The sequence below is a fragment of the Bacillus yapensis genome (genome assembly GCF_005280205.1).
Taxonomy (GTDB): Bacteria; Bacillota; Bacilli; order Bacillales; family Cytobacillaceae; genus Robertmurraya; species Robertmurraya yapensis.
Window position 1 is genome coordinate 104845 of record NZ_SUND01000010.1, and the last position, 19267, is coordinate 124111.

The following is a 19267-nucleotide window of genomic DNA, read 5'->3' on the forward strand; positions in this document are numbered from 1 at the left end:
TTACAGCTAACCTACTACGATAAATTGTAAAGCTTATCTATTATCTTAATATAGTCAATTCTCGGTCGAAATCCAAGTAAAATTCTATGTCCATATTCTTGAACCTCGGAAATTGTAATGGATTTACGACCGCCTTCCTCCATTCTGTTCCAGAGCGAAAGAAGATGTTTTCCTTCTAAAAAGTAAACTTCCTCGATGCTCGAGAAACGAAGAATAACAAAAGCAATTCCATTTTGATTGAGTACTTGCTTAATATGCTCAATTTGGTGCTTATGAAAATTGTTTAGCGGAAATGAAGTTTTGAAACGCGTTTCTTTTGCTTCAAAATCAATATATTTTCCTTTATAGACGCCATTATAATCGGTGGTCGATGCTTGTTTAAAGTAAGCCTCCTTAATAACAGCAGCGCTTCTTTTCGGATAATCAACGTTAACGATTTGGACAGGGGTCGGTTTTTTATGAATAACAGCAATCTCACTTTGTAAATAATATTTGTTCGTTTCGTTTAAATCCTCTTCCAAAGTCATGCCCCGATTACTATAGGTGAAATCTTTTGCTTTTGTTTTCTTTGTTTTTTCTACTGTAGTAGCAGGTTTGAATTTTTTTCCGTTTGGATAATGGAATTCCAAGTGACAACACCTCAAAGACTTCTAATTGCTCATCTCGTTTACTGAACTTAGGGTGCACACAAGTATTGAGCCATCCTTATCATACCAAATGTCCATTATCTTTGGTTGAATAAAAAGCACTAATTAACGAACTCTATAGTAGAATGCAAGTGAAGAGGGTGGTCCTAATTTACGATCCAAATCTTTCTAAAACGCTAACAGCTTCCGAAAAAAAGATAGTACATGATATTGCCAAAGTTGTAAAGCGTAACAACATCGATAATATTTCTAGGACAGAAGCTTATCTCCGCTACTATAATGCTCATTCTAACATTAAGTGGTCTTTTCTTGCTCACATGGTTTCTCGAAATGCAGGTTGGAATATGGGCGACCTCCAAGGGAAGTGGTTTCCACTTATCTTGGATAAAAAGAAGCGAGCCATTTTATTTAGAACCTATGAAAGAGCAAATTGGCTCATTTTTCACGATGCATATCCTCAGCTCCTTCTCTACCATTATTCGACGAAAAATGGTGCTCCAATGTTTCATCTTCTTCCGTATTTCCATGTTTCGCAATTTATGGTAAAAGAGTGGAATCGGTTTTGGGAAAAAGGGGATAGAGAAAGATTGTTAACAGCCCTCATCATAAATGAACAGAATTTGATTCAGAAGCCAGTCGTTGAACAGCCTCGCTATAAAAAGAATGTATTTCACACATTATTATTTGATTTTCAGGATTGGTTTCATTATAGCTGTGTATTATTACCAACAATGAACGGGCGATTATATGGCTCAAGTGTGCATGGATTTCGCACTGTGGATCGAAGGATTGATTTAGGGAAAAAATTATCAGCTACTCTTTTTAATGAAAATTACTACCCATATTTTTACGAATTTGCTACGAATACAAGCCACTCAGGATCGAGATTTGATTATGAGCAATATGTACATCCAAAGCCCAAAAGAACAACCCCATATTTAAGAGTAACCTTTCCGATTATCGACCATCATATCCAAGAATATGAGGATTGGTCCGAGACAAATAGGATTAAACGAAAATGGTTTGCTCCCATAAAGAAACATTCGCATGCTACTGAATTATCAACATGGTACAAAAAGAAACAAACAAGGCTACATAGGGCTATTATTCTAAGGCATCATTTGAAATCAAAGTTTGAATCTTTGGGCTTCAATAAAAGAGAGAAGCGGAAATTCAAAAAGAACTAAAAAAGAAGAGAGCACAGGAATATTCCAGATGCTCTCTTCTCCTTTTAGAAACTCTTAAGTTGAAGGACGATCTGGCCCTTCTAGCTTTTTATCTCCATAACCAGCTTTTGTTTCCTCTAGTTTTTTTGGTTGGGCATTTTTTTGTTTATCTCTTTTTTTCAAGATCAACACCTCCGATCATAGTTTGTTCAAAAGAGAGGTTTTCATTCGTGTCGAAATATCTCTAAAGCAATAAAAAATACTACTTTCTTTGCCGAATAACAGCTAGTTTTGTCAACTGTGAAGGATGTCTTGTACAAAGAGAGAATATAGTGCATATACTGAGAATTGTTAAATATATAGGTTCGTCCATATAGGATAGGAGGGATTAATGATGGAGGAAAAGAATCACGTCCAAAAGGAAGAGCTACTTGAAAAATTATCAGAGATTTATGATCAGCTTGAGGAATTGGAAAAAGCACTAGATAACAATTTAACGGAGCATCGAAATAAATTAATGACCGATCAATTTGCGAAACTGGATCGTCTAGATGGTCGGATATCCAAACTTGAACGAATTTATCAAAACATTACGTTTGATAAGAAAAGAGTTGGGAATCTCCATCAAAATACAAGCATGAAGCTTGAACTTGGCTTCTAAACAAAATACAATGAATCTTAGAGTAGCCGTTTATGAGCTACTTTATTTTTTTATCATGCTTTTTTCTAAAAACTTCTTAATGAGAAAAGCGATCGGAGGATCCCCTGTGGAACAAAATGTGACCTTACTTACATTAACAAAAAAATTATTGGATTATATGGAGTTCATTTCCAACAAATATGATGAAGTTAAAATTAGTGGAGTGAGAGGAGACTTTTTTACAGAAGTAAAGCCTTTTGCTGATGAAGTGAAAGAGATCAATGACAAGTGGTCTGAGCTTGCGTCATCTTGGATTGCATCAAATCGTCCGAAGAATTTACACGTAAAACAGATTGAATCTTCTACAGAACAAATTGAGATGTTGTCTGTTCAAGCGTTTTATCCAGAAACGAGCAAAACAAGATTCATCAATTATGTTCAATCCGTTCGTTTCATTTTGACAACACTTATTGTGCAACTTGAGAAACAGTAAAATTTTCGATAATGAAAAAACAGAACTCCTTTGTAGGAGCTCTGTTGAGAAAGGTTTTTTCTTAATGGGAATGTTTTTCTAGCTCATCAGCGGGCAAGTGTGCGCCTTGAGATTCAAGCTCACGAACTAGTTTTTTGTATTCGCCCGAAGTGATTTCGTTCGAGATATACACTTTTTTCGCAAAGTCTAATAGCTCATTAACATCTTCTGTTTGATACTGCTTACGGATTGAAAACTTTTCTTTTAGCTCGTGAACATACATAAGAATTTCCTCCCCTAATTTGATCAAACTTTTTTTGGGATGCATGACTGAAATCATCCGCGCTATCTTATGTAAAATCTTAACATAGAACTATTTCGTTTATTAATTTTCATAAAATTGAAACTTCCGACACTCTTTTACACAATTAGACATGCTCTCATATTGAGCTTAAAGGGCATTTTTTTTCAAAGGTTTATATTCACACCCTAGGCGAATGATTCATAAATTATGGAGAGAGACCCAAGTGTTCATTCGTAAAAGGAGGGGATGTAGGCTTGTTTGGACGAAAAAATAAAAACTATCAGCATTATTCACACCCACCCCTTTATTCGTATTATCCATATCAAAAGCATCAAATAGGAGGCAACCCGCCAACTAGAACTCAGCCCTATTACCATCCTTACTATCCTCAAACGTCACCGATGTACCAAGGAAGCCCAATGCCTTACGGACATCAACAATCGATGATGGGGGATGGAGGGAACTACAGCTATAATCAAACGTATCCGATCGAAGCAATTCTGCAAAATCCTCTTCAACCTAAGAAGACTCAAGGAATGGGAGGGCAAGGAAATCCATATATGAAAAATAACTATCCGTATATGCACCCTTATCCAAAGCCAGGTTATGGAAACCGCCCACCTACAGGAATGAATTCGATTTTGAATTCCTTTAAGGCTCAGGATGGCACATTCGATTTTAATAAAATGATCGATACTGCGGGTACTATGATGAATGCGTTTAGTCAGGTTTCGGGATTAGTGAAGGGGATAGGCGGAATTTTCAAAGTGTAATCAAAAACGACCACGCGGGTGGTCGTTTTCCTTATTCCTCGATTAAAATTTTCTTTCCCATTGGTTTCGAAACACGGATTTTAAGTAAGCCATTCTGATAAGAGGCTTTTACCTTCCGTTCGTCAATTTGATGTCCTAAATAGATATTTCTGCTTAATTGCTGCATCGATTGACTTTTTTTATAAACCTTATCTACGTCGTTCTCTTCTTCGATGATTTCCAAATGCTTGACCGTAATTTTAATCGAACGATCAAGTACATCGATATGGATCTGTTCTTTCTTCACACCAGGAAGTTCAGCTGTGATGATGTGTTCTTTATCAAACTCTTGAACCTGGACTGAAAAAGTAGAAAAGGGCATTTGAAAGAATTCATCCATGCTTTGCAAGAAACCTTTGACTGGCGGTTTGTGAAAAAAACCATTCATAAGACCTCTAAAATCATTAAAAGGTTCATCATGCTTTCTTGGGTCTCTTGGAAGATTTGAAGACATGCGAATCACCCCTTTATAAAAATTCATCAATACAGTCTATTCAGCTATTGTCTTGCTGTTAAAAACTTTTGACCAATACTTTTTAAAGCTATATAAAAAAACAAGCTGAACCATCAAGGCTCGGCTTGTCATTCTAAATTAATTCATCTAATAGCTCACTCGGATCAAAGAGCATGCTCCCTTTAGAATCCACTTTGATCTTTCCATCTTTTTTCAGCTTCGTTAACGTTCTGCTTACGGTTTCGCGGGTCGTACCGATCATATTGGCCAAATCCTTATTTGTGAACTCCCCTTTAAGCTTAACCGTTTCGTCCTCTAATTCCTGTCCATGTGTTTTCCCTAATCGAACTAAGAGTTTAATAATTTGTTCATACGTATTGTTTAAGATTTGTGATTCTAGTCGTTCCTGAAGGTCTACGATTTTTTCGCCTAGAACTTTAAAAACTTTAATGCTAAGCTCTGGGTTTTCAATCAATACATGTTCAAACTTGGAAATAGGGACGACGACTAAGGTCGAATCCTCGATAATTTCTGCGAAAGCAGGATAGCCACCTTTTCTGAAAAAACCGACATGGGGGAACATTTCACCCTTTTTCAAAAAGTTAACAATCTGTTCCTTTCCAGAAATATCGCTCTTGTAGATTTTGATTTTTCCATTATATATAAAATAGACATTTGCTAATGGTTCATCCTGCATGAACACATGATTGCCTTTTTTGTACTCACGCGAAATCGAAATATTGACGATCTCTGTTAATTCTTTATCTGTTAAGTCGCGGAAGAGGGTAAACTTTGCGAGTACATCCTTTATTTCCGAGTGTTTCATACGCCACCTCTTTAATCTTGGTTTCTAGCTTAATTGTATCAAATAGAGCGCATTCATACTATTTGAAACGTGGATTGTCATAGAAGCTTCATAATTATGTTGTAAATGTGAAAAAACTTCAGAAAATAATTTCCAATAAAAAATTGTCTAAAATTCTTTTTCTGCGAACGTTTATTCGATATTATAGAGTTAATACGAGTCTACCCGAGGTGAAACCATGAAGGTTCGAAAAAGCCTACAGGAATTTTTAAAAGAATTAAAGCTAGAAAATAAATTTAATGAAAATATTGTTCATTGGCATACGATTGAGGAGAAGGAAGCAAAAACAGTGGAGCTTCCGTTACAAATAAATGAAAATTTAAGGCTGGCACTACAAAAGCGTGGGGTTAACGAACTGTATACGCATCAAAGATCGGCATTCGAAGCCGTACAGGAGAAAAAGAATATTGTTGCGGTTACTCCGACAGCATCTGGGAAAACCATGTGCTATAATCTGCCGGTTCTACAGGCAATTACAGAGGATGCTCAAACGAGGGCTCTTTACATTTTTCCAACAAAAGCTCTTGCACAGGATCAAAAAAGTGAAATTAATGAGCTTATTCAAGAAGCAGATTTAATGATTAATAGCTATACATATGATGGAGATACACAGGCCTCGATTCGCGAAAAGGTTCGGAAGGCTGGTCATATTGTCATAACGAATCCTGACATGCTGCATTCAGCGATTCTTCCTCATCATACAAAATGGGTATCATTATTTGAAAATCTGAAATATGTCGTGATCGACGAGCTTCATATTTATCGAGGCGTATTTGGAAGTCATGTCGCCAATGTCATTCGCAGATTACAACGAATCTGTCGTTTTTATGGAAGTGACCCGATTTTTATCTGTACGTCTGCGACCATTGCGAATCCCTTAGAGCTTGCAGAAAATTTAACGGGTACAAAAATGGAGCTCATTGATAATAATGGAGCACCGAGTGGAAGAAAGCATTTTCTTTTCTATAACCCACCGATCGTCAATAAACCATTAAATATTCGTAGAAGTGCAACGCTTGAGGTGCGAAAACTAGCTGGTGAATTGCTGAAGAATCGAATTCAGACGATCGTGTTTGCTAGAAGTCGTGTCCGTGTGGAAATTCTCTTAACCTATCTACAAGAGTTAGTGAAAAATCAGCTTGGTCCAAAGGCGATCAGAGGGTATCGGGGCGGATATTTACCGACAGAAAGAAGAGCGATTGAAAAAGGGCTTCGAAATGGGGATATATATGGGGTTGTTAGTACGAATGCTTTAGAATTAGGCGTCGATATTGGACAGCTCCAAGTCTGCATTATGACTGGTTATCCTGGCTCAATTGCAAGCTCTTGGCAACAGGCGGGACGAGCTGGAAGAAGACATAGTGAAGCACTTGTGATCATGGTCGCAAGTTCAAGTCCTCTTGACCAATATATTATTGAACATCCGGATTATTTTTTCACGAGAAGTCCTGAAACTGCCAGAATCAATCCGGATAACTTGATTATCTTAATCGATCATATCAAGTGTGCGGCATATGAGCTTCCGTTTAAAAAAGGAGAGCAATTCGGCGCCTTTGAAACAGAGGAAGTGTTAGAGTATTTGGTGGAGGAAAGAGTCCTTTATCAAAATGGCGACAAATGGTATTGGATGAATGATTCATTCCCAGCTCATAACATTAGTCTTCGCTCTGCATCGCAAGAGAATATTGTTATCATTGATCAATCAAATGTAGCGAACGTGAAGGTGATTGGTGAAATGGACCGCTTTTCTGCGATGACTCTTTTGCATGAAGAAGCTATTTATCTACATCAGGGCACCCAATTTCAGGTTGAAAAACTAGATTGGGAGGAAAAGAAGGCGTTTGTTCGAGAAGTAGATGTCGACTACTTTACGGACGCCAATCTTGCCGTAGAATTAAAAGTACTAGAAATAGATAAAAAACGTAGTATCGACCATATGGAAGTTGGCTATGGAGATGTAAGTATATTAGCAAAAGCTACGCTCTTCAAAAAGATCAAATTTGATACACATGAGAATATCGGTTCAGGTCCTATTAGTCTCCCAGAAGAAGAACTTCATACGAGTTCTGCGTGGATTTCAGTACAAGGAGATTTGACTGAACTGACAGAGGCACGAATGGAACAAGGTTTAATCGGTGCAGCTCACGCATTACGTTTTATTGCACCAATTTTTGTGATGAGTGATCCACAGGATATCCATGTGGTACCTCAGGTAAAGGCAGTTCACAATGAAAAGCCTACGATCTTTTTCTATGATCGTTACCCAGGTGGAATTGGTCTGAGTGAGAAGATTTATGATGGGATGGAAACTGTCATCAAGGAAGCACGAGCGATGATTCAACGTTGTCAATGCGAGAGTGGCTGTCCTTCATGTACTGGTACGGATACAACAAGTGAATTCGCGAAACAAGATGCCTTAAAAATATTGAATAAATTTCTGTAGTATTTAGGAAGTGAAGTAAATGTCCTTTCGGAAAAAATTGAATCGCTTGAAGCCTCATTTATCCGCTGAACAAGAAGTAAAGGTAGAAGATACAAAGAATCTTAACGAGATACCATTCCTAGAACAGTGGGAAGCAGAAGGAGTAAGCCCATATTATTACGATAACCATTATTGTTTTGTGAGGGAAAAAGTATTTCCTATAGACCAGCAGTATGGGAATTATACGTTTTCGCAGTTTCTTCACGCAGTTCAGGCTTGGAATAACAGTAGCTTTCAACATCCGTTATCATCAAATGGATTTGAGGCAGGGCAATTATTTTTCTTCGATACAGAAACAACCGGCTTAGGCGGAGGAGTTGGAAACACGATTTTCCTACTTGGGTATGCATCATTTCAAGAAGACAAAGTGGTTTTAAGACAACATTTTCTGCCTAATCCGAGTGGAGAAGTTCCACTCTATCAAAGCTTTTTGGAAAATATCGACTACACGACACTTGTGACCTACAACGGCAAAGCCTTTGACTGGCCACAGGTGAAGACAAGACACACCTTAATTCGAGAGCATGTACCGAAATTGCCTTCTTTTGGTCATTTTGATTTGTTTCATGGAGCAAGGCGCTTATGGAAACATAAATTAGAACGACTTAAGCTATCGATTGTGGAAAAAGAAGTTTTAGGGGTCGAGCGAGTTGAGGATGTCCCAGGCTTTTTAGCACCGATGATCTATTTTGATTTTGTGGAAAGCGGAAAACCGGATGGGATGCTCGGAATCTTAAAGCATAATGAAATGGATATATTGTCTTTGATTACGTTATATACACATTTAACTTTCCAACTGTTAAATATTGATGCGAAAAGAACGATTACCGAAAGCTATGAGGTAGGGCGCTGGTATGCGGCACTTGGAGATACTCGTGCGGCTACAGAGACGCTAACTCTAGCAGCCATTGGGGATGAAAAGGATTCCGTGAAGGCTAAGCTTGCGCTCTCCTATGAACGAAAAAAGCAAAAGGAATGGGAAAAAGCGATCCTTCTCTGGAAAGAATTAGCTGAAGTTAGCAACAAGAATATCGCCATTGAATCCTGTGTCGAACTGGCTAAATATTATGAACATCGAGAGAAAAATATCGAGGACGCAATGGCCTATTGCAAGAAGGCGATGTCGATCTTACAAGAGAAAATGAAAATTTGGAGAACCGAGAAACAACCACAGTTGGAGGAGCTTGAAAAAAGGCTGGAACGCTTAAAAAGAAAATTAAATAAATCATGAAAAAACCACTAATTTCCTAGTTGTCTATTCGTATGAACACAGGTAAAATATTGATTTGTATGGAATTATAATGAAGGAGCGCGTGGTTTCATTGCAAAAGGCAATTTTATTTTTATTTTTTCTTGTCATTTGTTTAACTGCTATTGTTTTTATGAACTTAAAAACGAATCTTTATTCTTTTTTATAAGGACTTTTCGTCTAGTAAGTTCTTTCGCTTAAAAATAGGTATTTTGATTAGTACAAGATCTAATCCTTTATCATAGGCTGTTAATGTAAGTAATATCACTATGAAAGGAGCAGATTTATGAAACATCATTGTTGCAAACCACATGTTTCTAATGTTTTGCCTGCTGTTGTTCATCCTACTAAACAATGTGTGAACCAAACATTTACGAATAATATAGTTCCTCACATTCACCCAACACATACAACAACAGTGAACCATGTGAACTATCAGCATCAGCACTTCTTCCCACAAACAAATTCTACTGAGACAGTAGTAACAAACCAAAACTTTGTAGCTGCCCCAACTGCAGCTGCCCCTGCTACATTCGGTGGTGGCGGATTCCCTGCTGCTGGAGGCTTTGGTGGAGCCGCAGCCCCAGGAGCATTCGGAGGCTTTGGAGGAGGAGCAGCACCAGGCGGATTCGGTGGTGGCGTAGCTCCAGGATCTATGGGCGGAGGAATGCCATTCGGCCGCAAACCATTTGGAAGATAGTAGTTAACAGCAAGGGCTCATAAAAGCCCTTGTTTTTACATACGAATTAAGGAGATTGTTGCTTTGTCAAAGGTTGCTATTGTATCTGGTTATAAACCCCATGAATTAGGAATATTTAAGCCAAATGATCCCGGTGTACACTACATTAAGGCTGCAATAAAAAAGCAGCTTTTGTCATTAGTGGATGATGGACTGGAATGGGTCATCATTAGCGGACAATTAGGGACTGAGCTTTGGGCGGCTGAGGTCGTATTTGATTTGCAGGAAAATGGCTATGAGTATTTGCAACTTGCGGTTATTACGCCTTTCTTGAATCAAGAGGAGAACTGGAAGGATGAGAAAAAGGAATGGTATGAGTCCATTTTAATGCAGGCAGATTATGTGGATTCTATAACGAAGAAGCCCTATGAAAATCCAATGCAGTTCCGCTTGAAAAATCAATTTTTAGTAGAAAAAAGTGATGCACTAATTCTTTTATACGATTCCGAACGAGATGGAAGTCCTAAGTTTTTGTATGAAACAGCAAAAAACTATCAGCAAAAAACAGATTACAAAATCTATTTGATCGATTTTTATGACCTGCAAGCAATAGTGGAAGAAGAACAAATGAACAGCACGGAATATTAGCTGTTCAAAAGAAAAATTGACAAAGTTGCATATTTTTGAAAAAATAATGATAACGATTGGCGTTTAGAGGTGATTATAATGAATTCAGATAAAATTAGATTAACTGCTAAAGATATTTTGGAAAAAGAGTTTAAAACGGCGGTACGCGGATATAAGCCTGAGGATGTAGATAAGTTTCTTGATATCATCATTAAGGATTATGAAACGATGCAGGTTGAAATTGAAGAGCTACAGCAAGAAAACGCAAGATTAAAGAGACTTGCTGAAGAATCTTCAAAGCGTCCAGCTCCAGCAGCGCAATCAGCTGCAGCGGGTACAACGAATTTTGATATTTTAAAAAGATTATCAAATTTGGAGAAACATGTTTTTGGAAGTAAGCTTTACGAGTAAAAATCATTAACTTTTATTACCATTGCTATTCCGAACATGAATACCTATAATAGAAATTGTCCGTTTGTTAATAACGTTCGGGTAATCGCTGCAATGCAAATTGTAGAGGAAAGTCCATGCTCGCACAAGCTGCGATGCTTGTAGTGTTCGTGCCTAGCGAAGTCATAAGCTAGGGCAGCTTGTCATGAGCTGACGGCAGGGAAAATGCCTAAGTCTTTTTAAGATATGGCATGAATACTTTGAAAGTGCCACAGTGACGTAGCCTGTTCAGAAATGAACAGGGTGGAACGAGGTAAACCCCACGAGCGAGAAACCCAAATTATGGTAGGGGCACTTTCTCACTTGGAACTGAACAAGGAGAAGGACAGATTGTTTCAATCTGTAGATAGATGATTACCACCGGAGTACAAGACGTAAGTCGTTTGCAGTACGATGGTACAAAACATGGCTTACAGAACGTTATTAATGGAATATGATAAAAAAGTTCAGCTCTCCATTTGGGGAGCTTTTCTTATGAGTTATAAATATTGAAATACCTCACCAAAATCCCTTATGGATTTTAGAAAAACGGGGCTTATTACACGTACTGATAAATCTAAGGCACTCTAAATTACGGAGAATCTTGCCGCAAAGGTATGAGCTTATATGATTAGGTGTTATAATTACTGATGCACAAACTAAATTGCACTCAGTAAGTCCGTTTTTATTGTTTTGGGATAACGTAAGGCCAAAAATTCTCAAGGGAATTTAAATAATATACATAGCTGTGATTAATTTAAGAAAAAACTTTTTAAAAAAAGATAAATGTGACCTTAATAAAGGGTACGATATTACAAGACCAGTTCCATATGGTGAATATTTTTTCTGGATATGGGATGAAGAATTTTTAAAATTAAGGGTGAAGAAATGTCTAAATATCAACTAATAGCTACTTCAGCAATGGGATTAGAAGCGATTGTAGCAAAGGAAGTAAAAGATTTAGGGTATGAGTGTGAAGTGGAAAATGGAAGAATCAATTTCCGTGGAGACGAATTAGCGATTGTTCGAAGCAATCTTTGGCTAAGAACAGCTGATCGAATCAAGCTTAAGGTGGGAGAGTTTAAGGCTACTACCTTTGATGAGTTATTTGAGAAAACGAAAGCCTTGCCGTGGGAACAATTTTTACCGGAAAATGCTGAGTTTCCTGTATCGGGAAAATCAGTAAAATCAAAGCTTTTCAGTGTGTCCGATTGTCAGGCAATTGTTAAGAAAGCGATTGTTGAAAGGTTAAGAAATCAATATAAAAAAACAGGCTGGTTTGATGAAAATGGACCACTTTTCAAAATTGAAGTGTCCCTTTTGAAAGACGTAGCTCTATTAACGATCGACTGTAGTGGAGCAGGGTTGCATCGTCGGGGATATCGAGCGGGTCAAGGGGAAGCGCCGATTAAAGAAACATTGGCAGCAGCACTTGTGCAATTAACCAATTGGACACCTGAGCGACCATTTGTTGATCCTTTTTGCGGTTCAGGAACAATTCCAATTGAAGCGGCATTAATTGGTCAAAATATTGCTCCAGGTTTTAATCGCGAGTTTGTGTCTGAGGCTTGGGATTGGATTTCTGATAAGCTTTGGGATGAAGGGCGAACTGAAGCAGAGGATCTGGCTAAGTATGATCAACCTTTAGACATTACGGGATCTGATGTCGACCACAGAATGGTGAAAATCGCAGGTGAGAATGCATTTGAAGCAGGCTTAGGAGATTTGGTGACTTTCAAGCAAATGCAAGTAAAAGACTTCACAACGACAAAGGATTATGGTGTCATTGTCGGCAATCCACCTTATGGAGAGCGTCTAGGCGATAAGAATGAGGTGGAAAAAATGTATCGTGACATGGGCCAAGCATTTGCTCCATATGATACTTGGTCTGTCTATATGTTGACTTCAAATGAAAATTTTGAAGCTTGCTATGGAAAACCAGCGACGAAGAAAAGAAAGCTCTTTAATGGTTTTATAAGAACAGATTACTACCAATATTGGGGAAAGAGACCACCGCGTAATCAGGTATAAAATGGGTTAAAATTGAATAGAATACTATTGTCATTAATATGATTTGGAGGCATGACAATGAGATATTCTTTAATTGATTTTAATTCGATTGAACGGGCCATTACATATTCGCTCGAGGCTCTTCAACATGAAGGTGAAGATCTGAATGATCCAGCGTTGGAAAAGCTCACGAGTGCGCAAGAAGAATTGAAGCGGGCTTTGTCTTATTCAATGTCCCATATTAATGGTTAATTTCTTTATATGACTTTTTTAGAATAAACATATATAATCAAGAGGCTGACTCTTCAAGATTTAGAGCCAGTCTTTTTCATTTTGATATGTGGAGGATTTTCATGCAGACAAGGTTACCATTTTCGGTTTCAAAAACAGAAACCTTTATAGATAAATTGGGTGAATGGATCGGAGACGTATTTTATGACATTTTGCCTGAGGCAGGATTTGAACTCCGAGATGAACAAATTTACATGGCTTTTCAATTAGAAAAAGCTTTTAAAGAAAAGAAAGTCATCTTTGCTGAAGCGGGAGTAGGAACAGGGAAAACAATCGTTTACCATCTATATGCGATCTGCTATGCAAGATATATGAATAGACCTGCAATTATTGCTTGTGCCGATGAAACCTTGATCGAACAGTTAGTGAAAAAAGAAGGGGATATCGCCCGTCTTGAAAAAGCACTGAATTTGGACATCGATGTTCGCTTGGCAAAATCAAGAGATCAATATCTTTGCATGAAAAAATTAGATAAGGCAGTACATGATGGTGAACCTTTTAGTGAAGTTTACGATGGTCTTCCAGATTTTGTTCATCGTGATTCCTCTATGCAATCCTTTACTCATTATGGTGACCGCAGAGATTACCCTGGGTTGACGAACGAGGAGTGGAATCAAGTTGGTTGGGATCCGTTACAGGATTGCTTTACTTGTGAGATGCGACATCGTTGTGGACAAACATTGCACCGTGACTATTATCGAAATGCAGCTGATTTGATTATTTGCTCTCATGATTTTTATATGGAGCATGTTTGGACGAAGGATTCAAGAAAACGAGAAGGACAGCTGCCATTATTACCAGAAAGCTCTTGTGTTGTCTTTGATGAAGGACATCTTCTAGAATTTGCGAGCCAGAAGGCATTAACCTATAGATTATCGGAGTTAACTTTAGAAACGCTCCTAACAAGATTAATGGAAAATAATGTACGTGAAAAAACGCTTCACATTATCGACGAAACGATCATGGAGAATGAACGATTCTTTGAAATGATCGAAAGGGTGGCAGAGAAAGCTTCAGACTCTGAGAAACAGATGTTGACGAAAACTCCAGAGATATTGAAGCAAGGGAAAAAACTTCAGCAACTTCTTTTTTCATTAGAAGAAGAGCTTGTTTTTGAAAGCGAAATGTATGTGATTAACGAATACGATTTAAAAATTGTTGAAGAATATTTAGAGCAAATTACGCATTCTTTATCTCTCTTCTTAAAAGAGTTAAAAGGCATTATCTGGTTTGAAGAAACAAATGAGGAAAGAACGCTCGTTATTATGCCGAGAATGGTCGAAGATATTATGCGAGAAGAAGTATTCTCGCAAAAGAAACCATTTGTCTTTTCTTCTGCGACCTTGTCTGAAAATCAATCCTTCCAGTACATTGCGAAAAGCTTGGGGATTGACGACTTTCTATCATTTTCTGTTGCATCTCCGTTTGATTACGATGAAAATATGGTCATTCAAATGCCTGTTTTTGCTCAAGGGCTCATCAAGCAAAAGCTGGAGTATACATTAAATGCATTAAAGAGTACAAACGGTAGAGGACTTGTCCTCTTTACAAATGAGGATGACATGAAACAATTCAAGCAGTATGCTTTGGAGCAAACAAACTTTCCGATTTATTTTGAGGGCGATGCTGAAATTAGTACACTAGTTTCGAAGTTTCAAAATGAAGAAGAATCTGTTCTCTGCTCTACCCATTTGTGGGAAGGACTTGATATCCCAGGAAGCTCGTTAGAAAATGTGATTATATTTGATTTACCGTTCCCGCCACATGACCCAGTCTTTACAGCGAAGCGAGAAGGAACAAATCATCCGTTTGAAGAAGTGGATATGCCTTATATGATTCTTCGTTTGCGCCAAGGAATTGGTCGCTTAATTCGAACGCATGAGGATAAAGGAACTGTTCACATTTTACTAGAAGATAGCTTGAATACGAATGTATTAGATAAGATTAAACAGGTCTTACCTACTGAACCGAAAGAGACAGCCAAATAGGCTGTCTCTTTTCTTACAATCTCCCAAGTGTTCGCAAGCCATCTTCGGTCATTTTGTCAGGGGACCAAGCAGGTTCCCAGACGAGTTGAACCTCTGCTCGATCGATTTCTTCCATTTCTTCTACACAGTACTTCACGCCACTGACAATACTATCATGTAACGGGCAGCCAGGCGTTGTAAGGGTCATCGTAATCGCAGCAACCCTTTCCTCCACGAGTGATAAATCATAAATTAAACCTAAGTCGACAACATTTAATTTAAGCTCAGGATCTAGTACTCTTTTTAAATTGTTGCGAATTTTATCTAGTAATTCCGCTTGATTTTGAACATCCATGAAGATCTACCTCCTATTTTTTCATAACTGCAAGAATAGCCATTCCAAATACAATGGAAGCAATCGTTACGGTAATTTGACCGATGTAAAAGAGAAGAGTAACTTTCCACACAAGCCCGAACGAGACAATTGCAATTCCAAGAATAAATCCTATAAATAGAGGGAGGGCCAATTTCTCATTAATCATATCTTTCATTGTTGGAACATCAGCCTTGCCGATAATTTTGGAATATTTGTGTGTCCACCATAAAAATGGAACAATCTTGTATAGATATCCGATAATACTTAAGGCAATCCAAAGCATCAAGTAAGCGACCATTAAAGGGCCAACGAAGCTTGAAAAATGATTCGTCATCACAGCCATAAATGCGAGTAGATGAATGATTTCTCCAAAAAGGATCGCAAGTAGGGCAAAGCTAAAAGGTCGGTCTAGCTTTTTCTTAATTCTCTTTTTTATGATGGTCACGATATGCCAAAGAAAACTGCTGAAACCGATTAAGAGTAAAAAGAAGCCAAATTTTTGCAAGATTACTTGATTCAAGAAAAATGAACCAATAATAAAGACCAAGCCAGAAACATAAAAACCATATACATACTTGGCGAGCTTCATTTCATACCCATGTGAAAGGGAAAACATGGGTGCCATTTTATAAGAAAATCCGAAGATTAATAACGTGAACCATCCAGCTGTTCCCAATAATAAATGACTCTTAAAGAGTAGGGGATAAAGTTCCCCGGCAAAACCTGTTTTCATACTGATAACCAATGTGATCCCTAGTAATATCGTAAGAAATAGACAAATTAATGCTGTCCCAACAAATAGAGTTAAGATGTTCGGCTCCGCTTGCTTTCTAAGTGTCATGCCCATTTGGAACAAAAACATTAATATTCCTAGTAGCATGACTAGACCTGGAACTAGAGCTAGGTGAGGTGCCACATACAAGGTAATCGCAAATGTTGTCACGCCTAAGGCCGTGACGGCAAATTGGATAAAGCCAAATGTTTCATTCCAAATCGCTGTTAGAAATGCGACAGGGACCAACTGGTACATTGCTCCCATCGCAATCATAAGCGCCCAACCGAGAATGAATAAGTGAGCAGCAGACCATATCGCAGGTATACGGAATTGCCCATTTATCAGTGCTTCTCCATGGAAAAGAAATAAAACTTGAGAAACGATGATTGCTAGAATACTAAACAAGATGAAAGAAAAGGGTAGCTTGATATTCGTTTCACTACCTATTGATTGTGGTGTCATGAACATCACGTTCCTTACTTCGTAATTTCTATCGTAAAACTGCCATCATCATTAGGCTCTGTCATATACTTATAGCCCAATTCATCGAGCTGTTCGTACAGAAACATCGGTCTGCGGTCGTTGATAATTTTCAAGCTTTGGCCCTTTTCAAGCTTTTCTACTGCCTTTAAAGTTCTCATCATTGGATTTGGTGGTTCCAGTCCACGATTATCGAGAATCATTTTGCATCACCTTTTTTTGTGAAAGTAACTTTCCAATGTTTCTTTTCAATCTCTTCTACTTCATGCTCAAAGCCCTTTGCTTTTAATACAGTAAAAAGTGGAGCTGGTTTAAAAGGAGCATGAAGAATAAATACGTCTCCAGCACTCAAATTTTTTACAGCTTCCATAATCTTTTGAAAAGGCTCGATTTTGTTTTTTAAATCCTCACGTACATCTAATTCAACAATTCTTTTATCCATATAGGTCACTCCTTTAATATTTCTATAATTTAATGATAATCATTTTCAATGAATGGAATCGTGATATGAATCACAAATGAAAAAAAGATTTTCAAGAGAGTGTGATAGGTGTCACTATCTGTGTGTTTTCCAGCCCATATACTTGGAGTGTAGTTTTCCAAACTAGAAAAATAGGAGTGAGTATTTATGATGAGAGAATTTACTGCACAGGTTATTGCACCAAATTATCCACCGAGAGAAAAGCATCCAATCATTTTTAAGACTTTTGACGAACTTCAGTCAGGGGAATTTATGCAACTAATTAATGACCATGATCCCAAACCATTATGGTATCAATTTACGGTAGAGAGACCAGATCAATTTAGTTGGGAATACCTAGAGGAAGGTCCAGAAGTCTGGAAGGTCGCAATTGGTAAAAAATAGATCATCCTTAAGCAAAAAACGTTATTTGCAAGAATAACGTTTTTTGCTTGACTAATTTTTCCTTCTTTTCAAGATAACTTTTCTGAAAAATATGATAAAATGGAAAAGAATTGTAGATTAGGAGGATTCATATGAGTGAAAACATTAAGCAATTAGAGCAGGATTTTTTAGAATATGTCAAAAAAATGTGCGCATATGGTGAAGCACTTTCGCTAGTTTATTGGGATTTACGTACAGGTGCACCGAAGAAAAGTGTTGAGCAGCGTTCTCAAGTTATTGGTGTGCTATCTTCAGAGGTATTTCAAATGTCGACGTCTGAAGAAATGGCTACATATATCAAGAATCTCTTAAGTGACGAAGCGAGTGGTGTGATTTCGGAAGTCACAAGAAAAACAGTAGAAGAATGCAAAAAGGAATTCGACCGCAATAAGAAAATTCCAGCTGAAGAGTATAAAGAATATGTCATTCTTCAATCGAAGGCAGAAAGCGTATGGGAAGAAGCGAAGGATAATTCTGATTTTGAATTGTTTAGACCTTATTTAGAGAAGCTTGTGGAAACAAATAAGCGATTCATTCAATATTGGGGCTTTAAAGGGAATAAATACAATACTCTTTTAGATATGTATGAACCGGGCATCACCGTTGAAATTTTGGATAATGTCTTTGGCGAACTACGTAAAAAAATTGTTCCACTTGTGAAGGCTATTTCCGAATCAAATGCTAAGCCTGAGACCAGCTTCTTATTTGAAAACTTCCCGAAAGAGCAACAAAAGGGGCTAAGTTTGGAAATTCTTAAACAAATGGGCTACGATTTCCAAGCTGGTCGGTTAGATGAGACGGTACATCCTTTTGCGATCGGACTTAATCCTGGCGATGTGCGCGTGACAACTAAATATGATGAAAAGGATTTCCGTGTTGCTGTGTTCGGTACAATTCATGAAGGGGGGCATGCCCTTTATGAACAAAATATTTCGAAGGATTTAATCGGAACACCATTATGCACAGGTACATCAATGGGAATCCACGAATCTCAATCTCTGTTCTATGAGAACTTTGTTGGTCGTAACTACTCGTTCTGGAAACAAAATTATGAGCTTTTAAAATCCTATTCTACAGGTCAATTTAATGATGTATCAGTAGAAGACTACTATCGGGCTATCAATGAGTCTAAGCCTTCCTTGATTCGTATTGAAGCAGATGAATTAACGTATCCATTGCATATCATTATTCGTTATGAAATTGAAAAAGGCTTATTTAATGATGAAATTGAAGTGAAGGACCTTCCGCAAATTTGGAATGAAAAATATGAGCAATATTTGGGCGTTCGACCTGATTCAGATGCGAATGGAGTCCTACAAGATGTCCACTGGTCAGGTGGTTCGTTTGGATACTTCCCATCCTATGCTTTGGGGTATATGTATGCAGCTCAATTCAAAAATACGATGTTGAAGGACCTGCCGAATTACGACCAATTGCTAGAAGAAGGGAACCTTCAACCAATCAGAGAATGGTTAACGGAAAGAATTCATCAATTTGGCTCCATGAAAAAGCCACTTGAGATATTACAGGATGTTACTGGTGAGGGATTGAATGCACAGTATTTAGTCGATTACCTGTATGATAAATATAATAAAGTATACAGCTTAAACTAGTATCTTGAGTGAACTGTATTCTAAA

22 protein-coding genes and 1 other RNA gene are annotated in these 19267 nt (G+C 37.8%); 15 read left to right on the top strand and 8 right to left on the bottom strand.

The annotated features are described in order from the left end of the window. Window positions 1-14 precede the first annotated feature (14 nt). Complete coding sequence (gene recU / locus FAR12_RS13295) at window positions 15-629, bottom strand: Holliday junction resolvase RecU (RefSeq protein ID WP_126409143.1); 615 nt, start codon at window positions 627-629, stop codon at window positions 15-17. Window positions 630-772: 143 nt separating this feature from the next. Between recU and FAR12_RS13300 the strand changes: the two genes are divergently transcribed. The 3 genes from FAR12_RS13300 to FAR12_RS13310 all read left to right on the top strand — a co-directional run bounded on the left by FAR12_RS13300 (window position 773) and on the right by FAR12_RS13310 (window position 2946). Beyond that, complete coding sequence (locus FAR12_RS13300; RefSeq protein WP_126409144.1) at window positions 773-1834, top strand: DUF2515 domain-containing protein; 1062 nt, start codon at window positions 773-775, stop codon at window positions 1832-1834. Between the two features lie 373 nt (window positions 1835-2207). Further along, entirely contained in the window at window positions 2208-2474 is a 267-nt protein-coding gene (locus FAR12_RS13305) for a hypothetical protein (protein WP_126409145.1), read from the top strand. Between the two features lie 106 nt (window positions 2475-2580). Then, window positions 2581-2946, top strand: coding sequence for a YppE family protein (locus FAR12_RS13310; protein WP_246010391.1), 366 nt, complete (start codon window positions 2581-2583; stop codon window positions 2944-2946). A gap of 61 nt (window positions 2947-3007) precedes the next feature. Here FAR12_RS13310 and yppF read toward each other — a convergent pair whose 3' ends face one another. Beyond that, window positions 3008-3208 (bottom strand): YppF family protein, encoded by a 201-nt coding sequence (gene yppF, locus FAR12_RS13315; RefSeq protein WP_126409146.1) that lies wholly within the window; start codon window positions 3206-3208, stop codon window positions 3008-3010. A gap of 275 nt (window positions 3209-3483) precedes the next feature. Between yppF and FAR12_RS13320 the strand changes: the two genes are divergently transcribed. Then, window positions 3484-4002 carry a YppG family protein gene (locus tag FAR12_RS13320; protein WP_126409147.1) on the top strand — a complete coding sequence of 173 codons (519 nt, stop codon included), beginning with the start codon at window positions 3484-3486 and terminating at the stop codon, window positions 4000-4002. Between the two features lie 31 nt (window positions 4003-4033). On the opposite strand, the gene FAR12_RS13325 is transcribed toward FAR12_RS13320, so the two are convergent. Together FAR12_RS13325 and FAR12_RS13330 are read right to left on the bottom strand one after the other, a co-directional pair. Beyond that, window positions 4034-4495 (bottom strand): Hsp20 family protein, encoded by a 462-nt coding sequence (locus tag FAR12_RS13325; RefSeq protein ID WP_126409148.1) that lies wholly within the window; start codon window positions 4493-4495, stop codon window positions 4034-4036. A gap of 133 nt (window positions 4496-4628) precedes the next feature. Then, entirely contained in the window at window positions 4629-5321 is a 693-nt protein-coding gene (locus FAR12_RS13330) for a Crp/Fnr family transcriptional regulator (protein WP_126409149.1), read from the bottom strand. A gap of 217 nt (window positions 5322-5538) precedes the next feature. Here FAR12_RS13330 and FAR12_RS13335 point away from each other — a divergent pair, with 217 nt between their 5' ends. The 9 genes from FAR12_RS13335 to FAR12_RS13370 all read left to right on the top strand — a co-directional run bounded on the left by FAR12_RS13335 (window position 5539) and on the right by FAR12_RS13370 (window position 15115). Next, the gene (locus FAR12_RS13335) at window positions 5539-7803 is read left to right on the top strand and encodes a DEAD/DEAH box helicase (protein WP_126409150.1); all 2265 of its coding nucleotides are present in this window, start codon (window positions 5539-5541) and stop codon (window positions 7801-7803) included. Between the two features lie 19 nt (window positions 7804-7822). Then, window positions 7823-9073 (top strand): DUF6340 family protein, encoded by a 1251-nt coding sequence (locus FAR12_RS13340; RefSeq protein WP_126409151.1) that lies wholly within the window; start codon window positions 7823-7825, stop codon window positions 9071-9073. Between the two features lie 304 nt (window positions 9074-9377). After that, window positions 9378-9791 (top strand): CotD family spore coat protein, encoded by a 414-nt coding sequence (locus FAR12_RS13345; RefSeq protein WP_126409152.1) that lies wholly within the window; start codon window positions 9378-9380, stop codon window positions 9789-9791. 63 nt (window positions 9792-9854) lie between these two features. Beyond that, a complete protein-coding gene (locus tag FAR12_RS13350) occupies window positions 9855-10418 on the top strand; it encodes an SLOG family protein (RefSeq protein ID WP_126409153.1) in 564 nt (187 codons plus the stop codon). Between the two features lie 78 nt (window positions 10419-10496). Continuing rightward, on the top strand, window positions 10497-10808 hold the full coding sequence (gene gpsB, locus FAR12_RS13355; RefSeq protein WP_126409154.1) for a cell division regulator GpsB: 312 nt from the start codon (window positions 10497-10499) through the stop codon (window positions 10806-10808). A gap of 73 nt (window positions 10809-10881) precedes the next feature. Beyond that, window positions 10882-11265: RNase P RNA component class B (gene rnpB, locus FAR12_RS13360), an RNA gene on the top strand. 449 nt (window positions 11266-11714) lie between these two features. Next, window positions 11715-12857, top strand: coding sequence for a THUMP domain-containing class I SAM-dependent RNA methyltransferase (locus tag FAR12_RS13365; RefSeq protein ID WP_126409155.1), 1143 nt, complete (start codon window positions 11715-11717; stop codon window positions 12855-12857). Between the two features lie 57 nt (window positions 12858-12914). Continuing rightward, the gene (locus FAR12_RS23460; protein ID WP_170972198.1) at window positions 12915-13088 is read left to right on the top strand and encodes a hypothetical protein; all 174 of its coding nucleotides are present in this window, start codon (window positions 12915-12917) and stop codon (window positions 13086-13088) included. A gap of 101 nt (window positions 13089-13189) precedes the next feature. Then, a complete protein-coding gene (locus FAR12_RS13370; protein WP_126409156.1) occupies window positions 13190-15115 on the top strand; it encodes an ATP-dependent DNA helicase in 1926 nt (641 codons plus the stop codon). Window positions 15116-15128: 13 nt separating this feature from the next. Here FAR12_RS13370 and FAR12_RS13375 read toward each other — a convergent pair whose 3' ends face one another. The 4 genes from FAR12_RS13375 to FAR12_RS13390 are packed head-to-tail and all read right to left on the bottom strand — an operon-like array spanning window position 15129 to window position 17167. Continuing rightward, window positions 15129-15449: a metal-sulfur cluster assembly factor gene (locus FAR12_RS13375; protein ID WP_126409157.1), complete on the bottom strand. Its 321-nt coding sequence runs from the start codon at window positions 15447-15449 to the stop codon at window positions 15129-15131. Between the two features lie 13 nt (window positions 15450-15462). Next, on the bottom strand, window positions 15463-16707 hold the full coding sequence (locus tag FAR12_RS13380; RefSeq protein ID WP_126409158.1) for a hypothetical protein: 1245 nt from the start codon (window positions 16705-16707) through the stop codon (window positions 15463-15465). A gap of 14 nt (window positions 16708-16721) precedes the next feature. Continuing rightward, a complete protein-coding gene (locus FAR12_RS13385; RefSeq protein ID WP_126409159.1) occupies window positions 16722-16928 on the bottom strand; it encodes a DUF2249 domain-containing protein in 207 nt (68 codons plus the stop codon). Beyond that, a complete protein-coding gene (locus tag FAR12_RS13390; RefSeq protein ID WP_126409160.1) occupies window positions 16925-17167 on the bottom strand; it encodes a DUF2249 domain-containing protein in 243 nt (80 codons plus the stop codon). The genes FAR12_RS13385 and FAR12_RS13390 overlap by 4 nt, the downstream gene beginning before the upstream one ends. Window positions 17168-17356: 189 nt before the next feature. Here FAR12_RS13390 and FAR12_RS13395 point away from each other — a divergent pair, with 189 nt between their 5' ends. Next, entirely contained in the window at window positions 17357-17590 is a 234-nt protein-coding gene (locus FAR12_RS13395) for a DUF2249 domain-containing protein (protein ID WP_126409207.1), read from the top strand. Between the two features lie 131 nt (window positions 17591-17721). Next, window positions 17722-19242 carry a carboxypeptidase M32 gene (locus tag FAR12_RS13400; protein ID WP_126409161.1) on the top strand — a complete coding sequence of 507 codons (1521 nt, stop codon included), beginning with the start codon at window positions 17722-17724 and terminating at the stop codon, window positions 19240-19242. Window positions 19243-19267 lie beyond the last annotated feature (25 nt).

Bases quoted from the DNA above. Each gene is read 5' to 3' on its own strand.
- FAR12_RS13370 (WP_126409156.1), top strand. From the start codon at position 13,190: ATGCAGACAAGGTTACCATTTTCGGTTTCAAAAACAGAAACCTTTATA.
- FAR12_RS13335 (WP_126409150.1), top strand. From the start codon at position 5,539: ATGAAGGTTCGAAAAAGCCTACAGGAATTTTTAAAAGAATTAAAGCTA.
- FAR12_RS13325 (WP_126409148.1), bottom strand. From the start codon at position 4,495: ATGTCTTCAAATCTTCCAAGAGACCCAAGAAAGCATGATGAACCTTTT.
- FAR12_RS23460 (WP_170972198.1), top strand. From the start codon at position 12,915: ATGAGATATTCTTTAATTGATTTTAATTCGATTGAACGGGCCATTACA.
- yppF (WP_126409146.1), bottom strand. From the start codon at position 3,208: ATGTATGTTCACGAGCTAAAAGAAAAGTTTTCAATCCGTAAGCAGTAT.
- FAR12_RS13305 (WP_126409145.1), top strand. From the start codon at position 2,208: ATGGAGGAAAAGAATCACGTCCAAAAGGAAGAGCTACTTGAAAAATTA.
- FAR12_RS13395 (WP_126409207.1), top strand. From the start codon at position 17,357: ATGAGAGAATTTACTGCACAGGTTATTGCACCAAATTATCCACCGAGA.
- FAR12_RS13400 (WP_126409161.1), top strand. From the start codon at position 17,722: ATGAGTGAAAACATTAAGCAATTAGAGCAGGATTTTTTAGAATATGTC.
- FAR12_RS13380 (WP_126409158.1), bottom strand. From the start codon at position 16,707: ATGACACCACAATCAATAGGTAGTGAAACGAATATCAAGCTACCCTTT.
- FAR12_RS13345 (WP_126409152.1), top strand. From the start codon at position 9,378: ATGAAACATCATTGTTGCAAACCACATGTTTCTAATGTTTTGCCTGCT.
- FAR12_RS13390 (WP_126409160.1), bottom strand. From the start codon at position 17,167: ATGGATAAAAGAATTGTTGAATTAGATGTACGTGAGGATTTAAAAAAC.
- FAR12_RS13340 (WP_126409151.1), top strand. From the start codon at position 7,823: ATGTCCTTTCGGAAAAAATTGAATCGCTTGAAGCCTCATTTATCCGCT.
- FAR12_RS13365 (WP_126409155.1), top strand. From the start codon at position 11,715: ATGTCTAAATATCAACTAATAGCTACTTCAGCAATGGGATTAGAAGCG.
- FAR12_RS13330 (WP_126409149.1), bottom strand. From the start codon at position 5,321: ATGAAACACTCGGAAATAAAGGATGTACTCGCAAAGTTTACCCTCTTC.
- FAR12_RS13385 (WP_126409159.1), bottom strand. From the start codon at position 16,928: ATGATTCTCGATAATCGTGGACTGGAACCACCAAATCCAATGATGAGA.
- FAR12_RS13300 (WP_126409144.1), top strand. From the start codon at position 773: ATGCAAGTGAAGAGGGTGGTCCTAATTTACGATCCAAATCTTTCTAAA.
- FAR12_RS13375 (WP_126409157.1), bottom strand. From the start codon at position 15,449: ATGGATGTTCAAAATCAAGCGGAATTACTAGATAAAATTCGCAACAAT.
- gpsB (WP_126409154.1), top strand. From the start codon at position 10,497: ATGAATTCAGATAAAATTAGATTAACTGCTAAAGATATTTTGGAAAAA.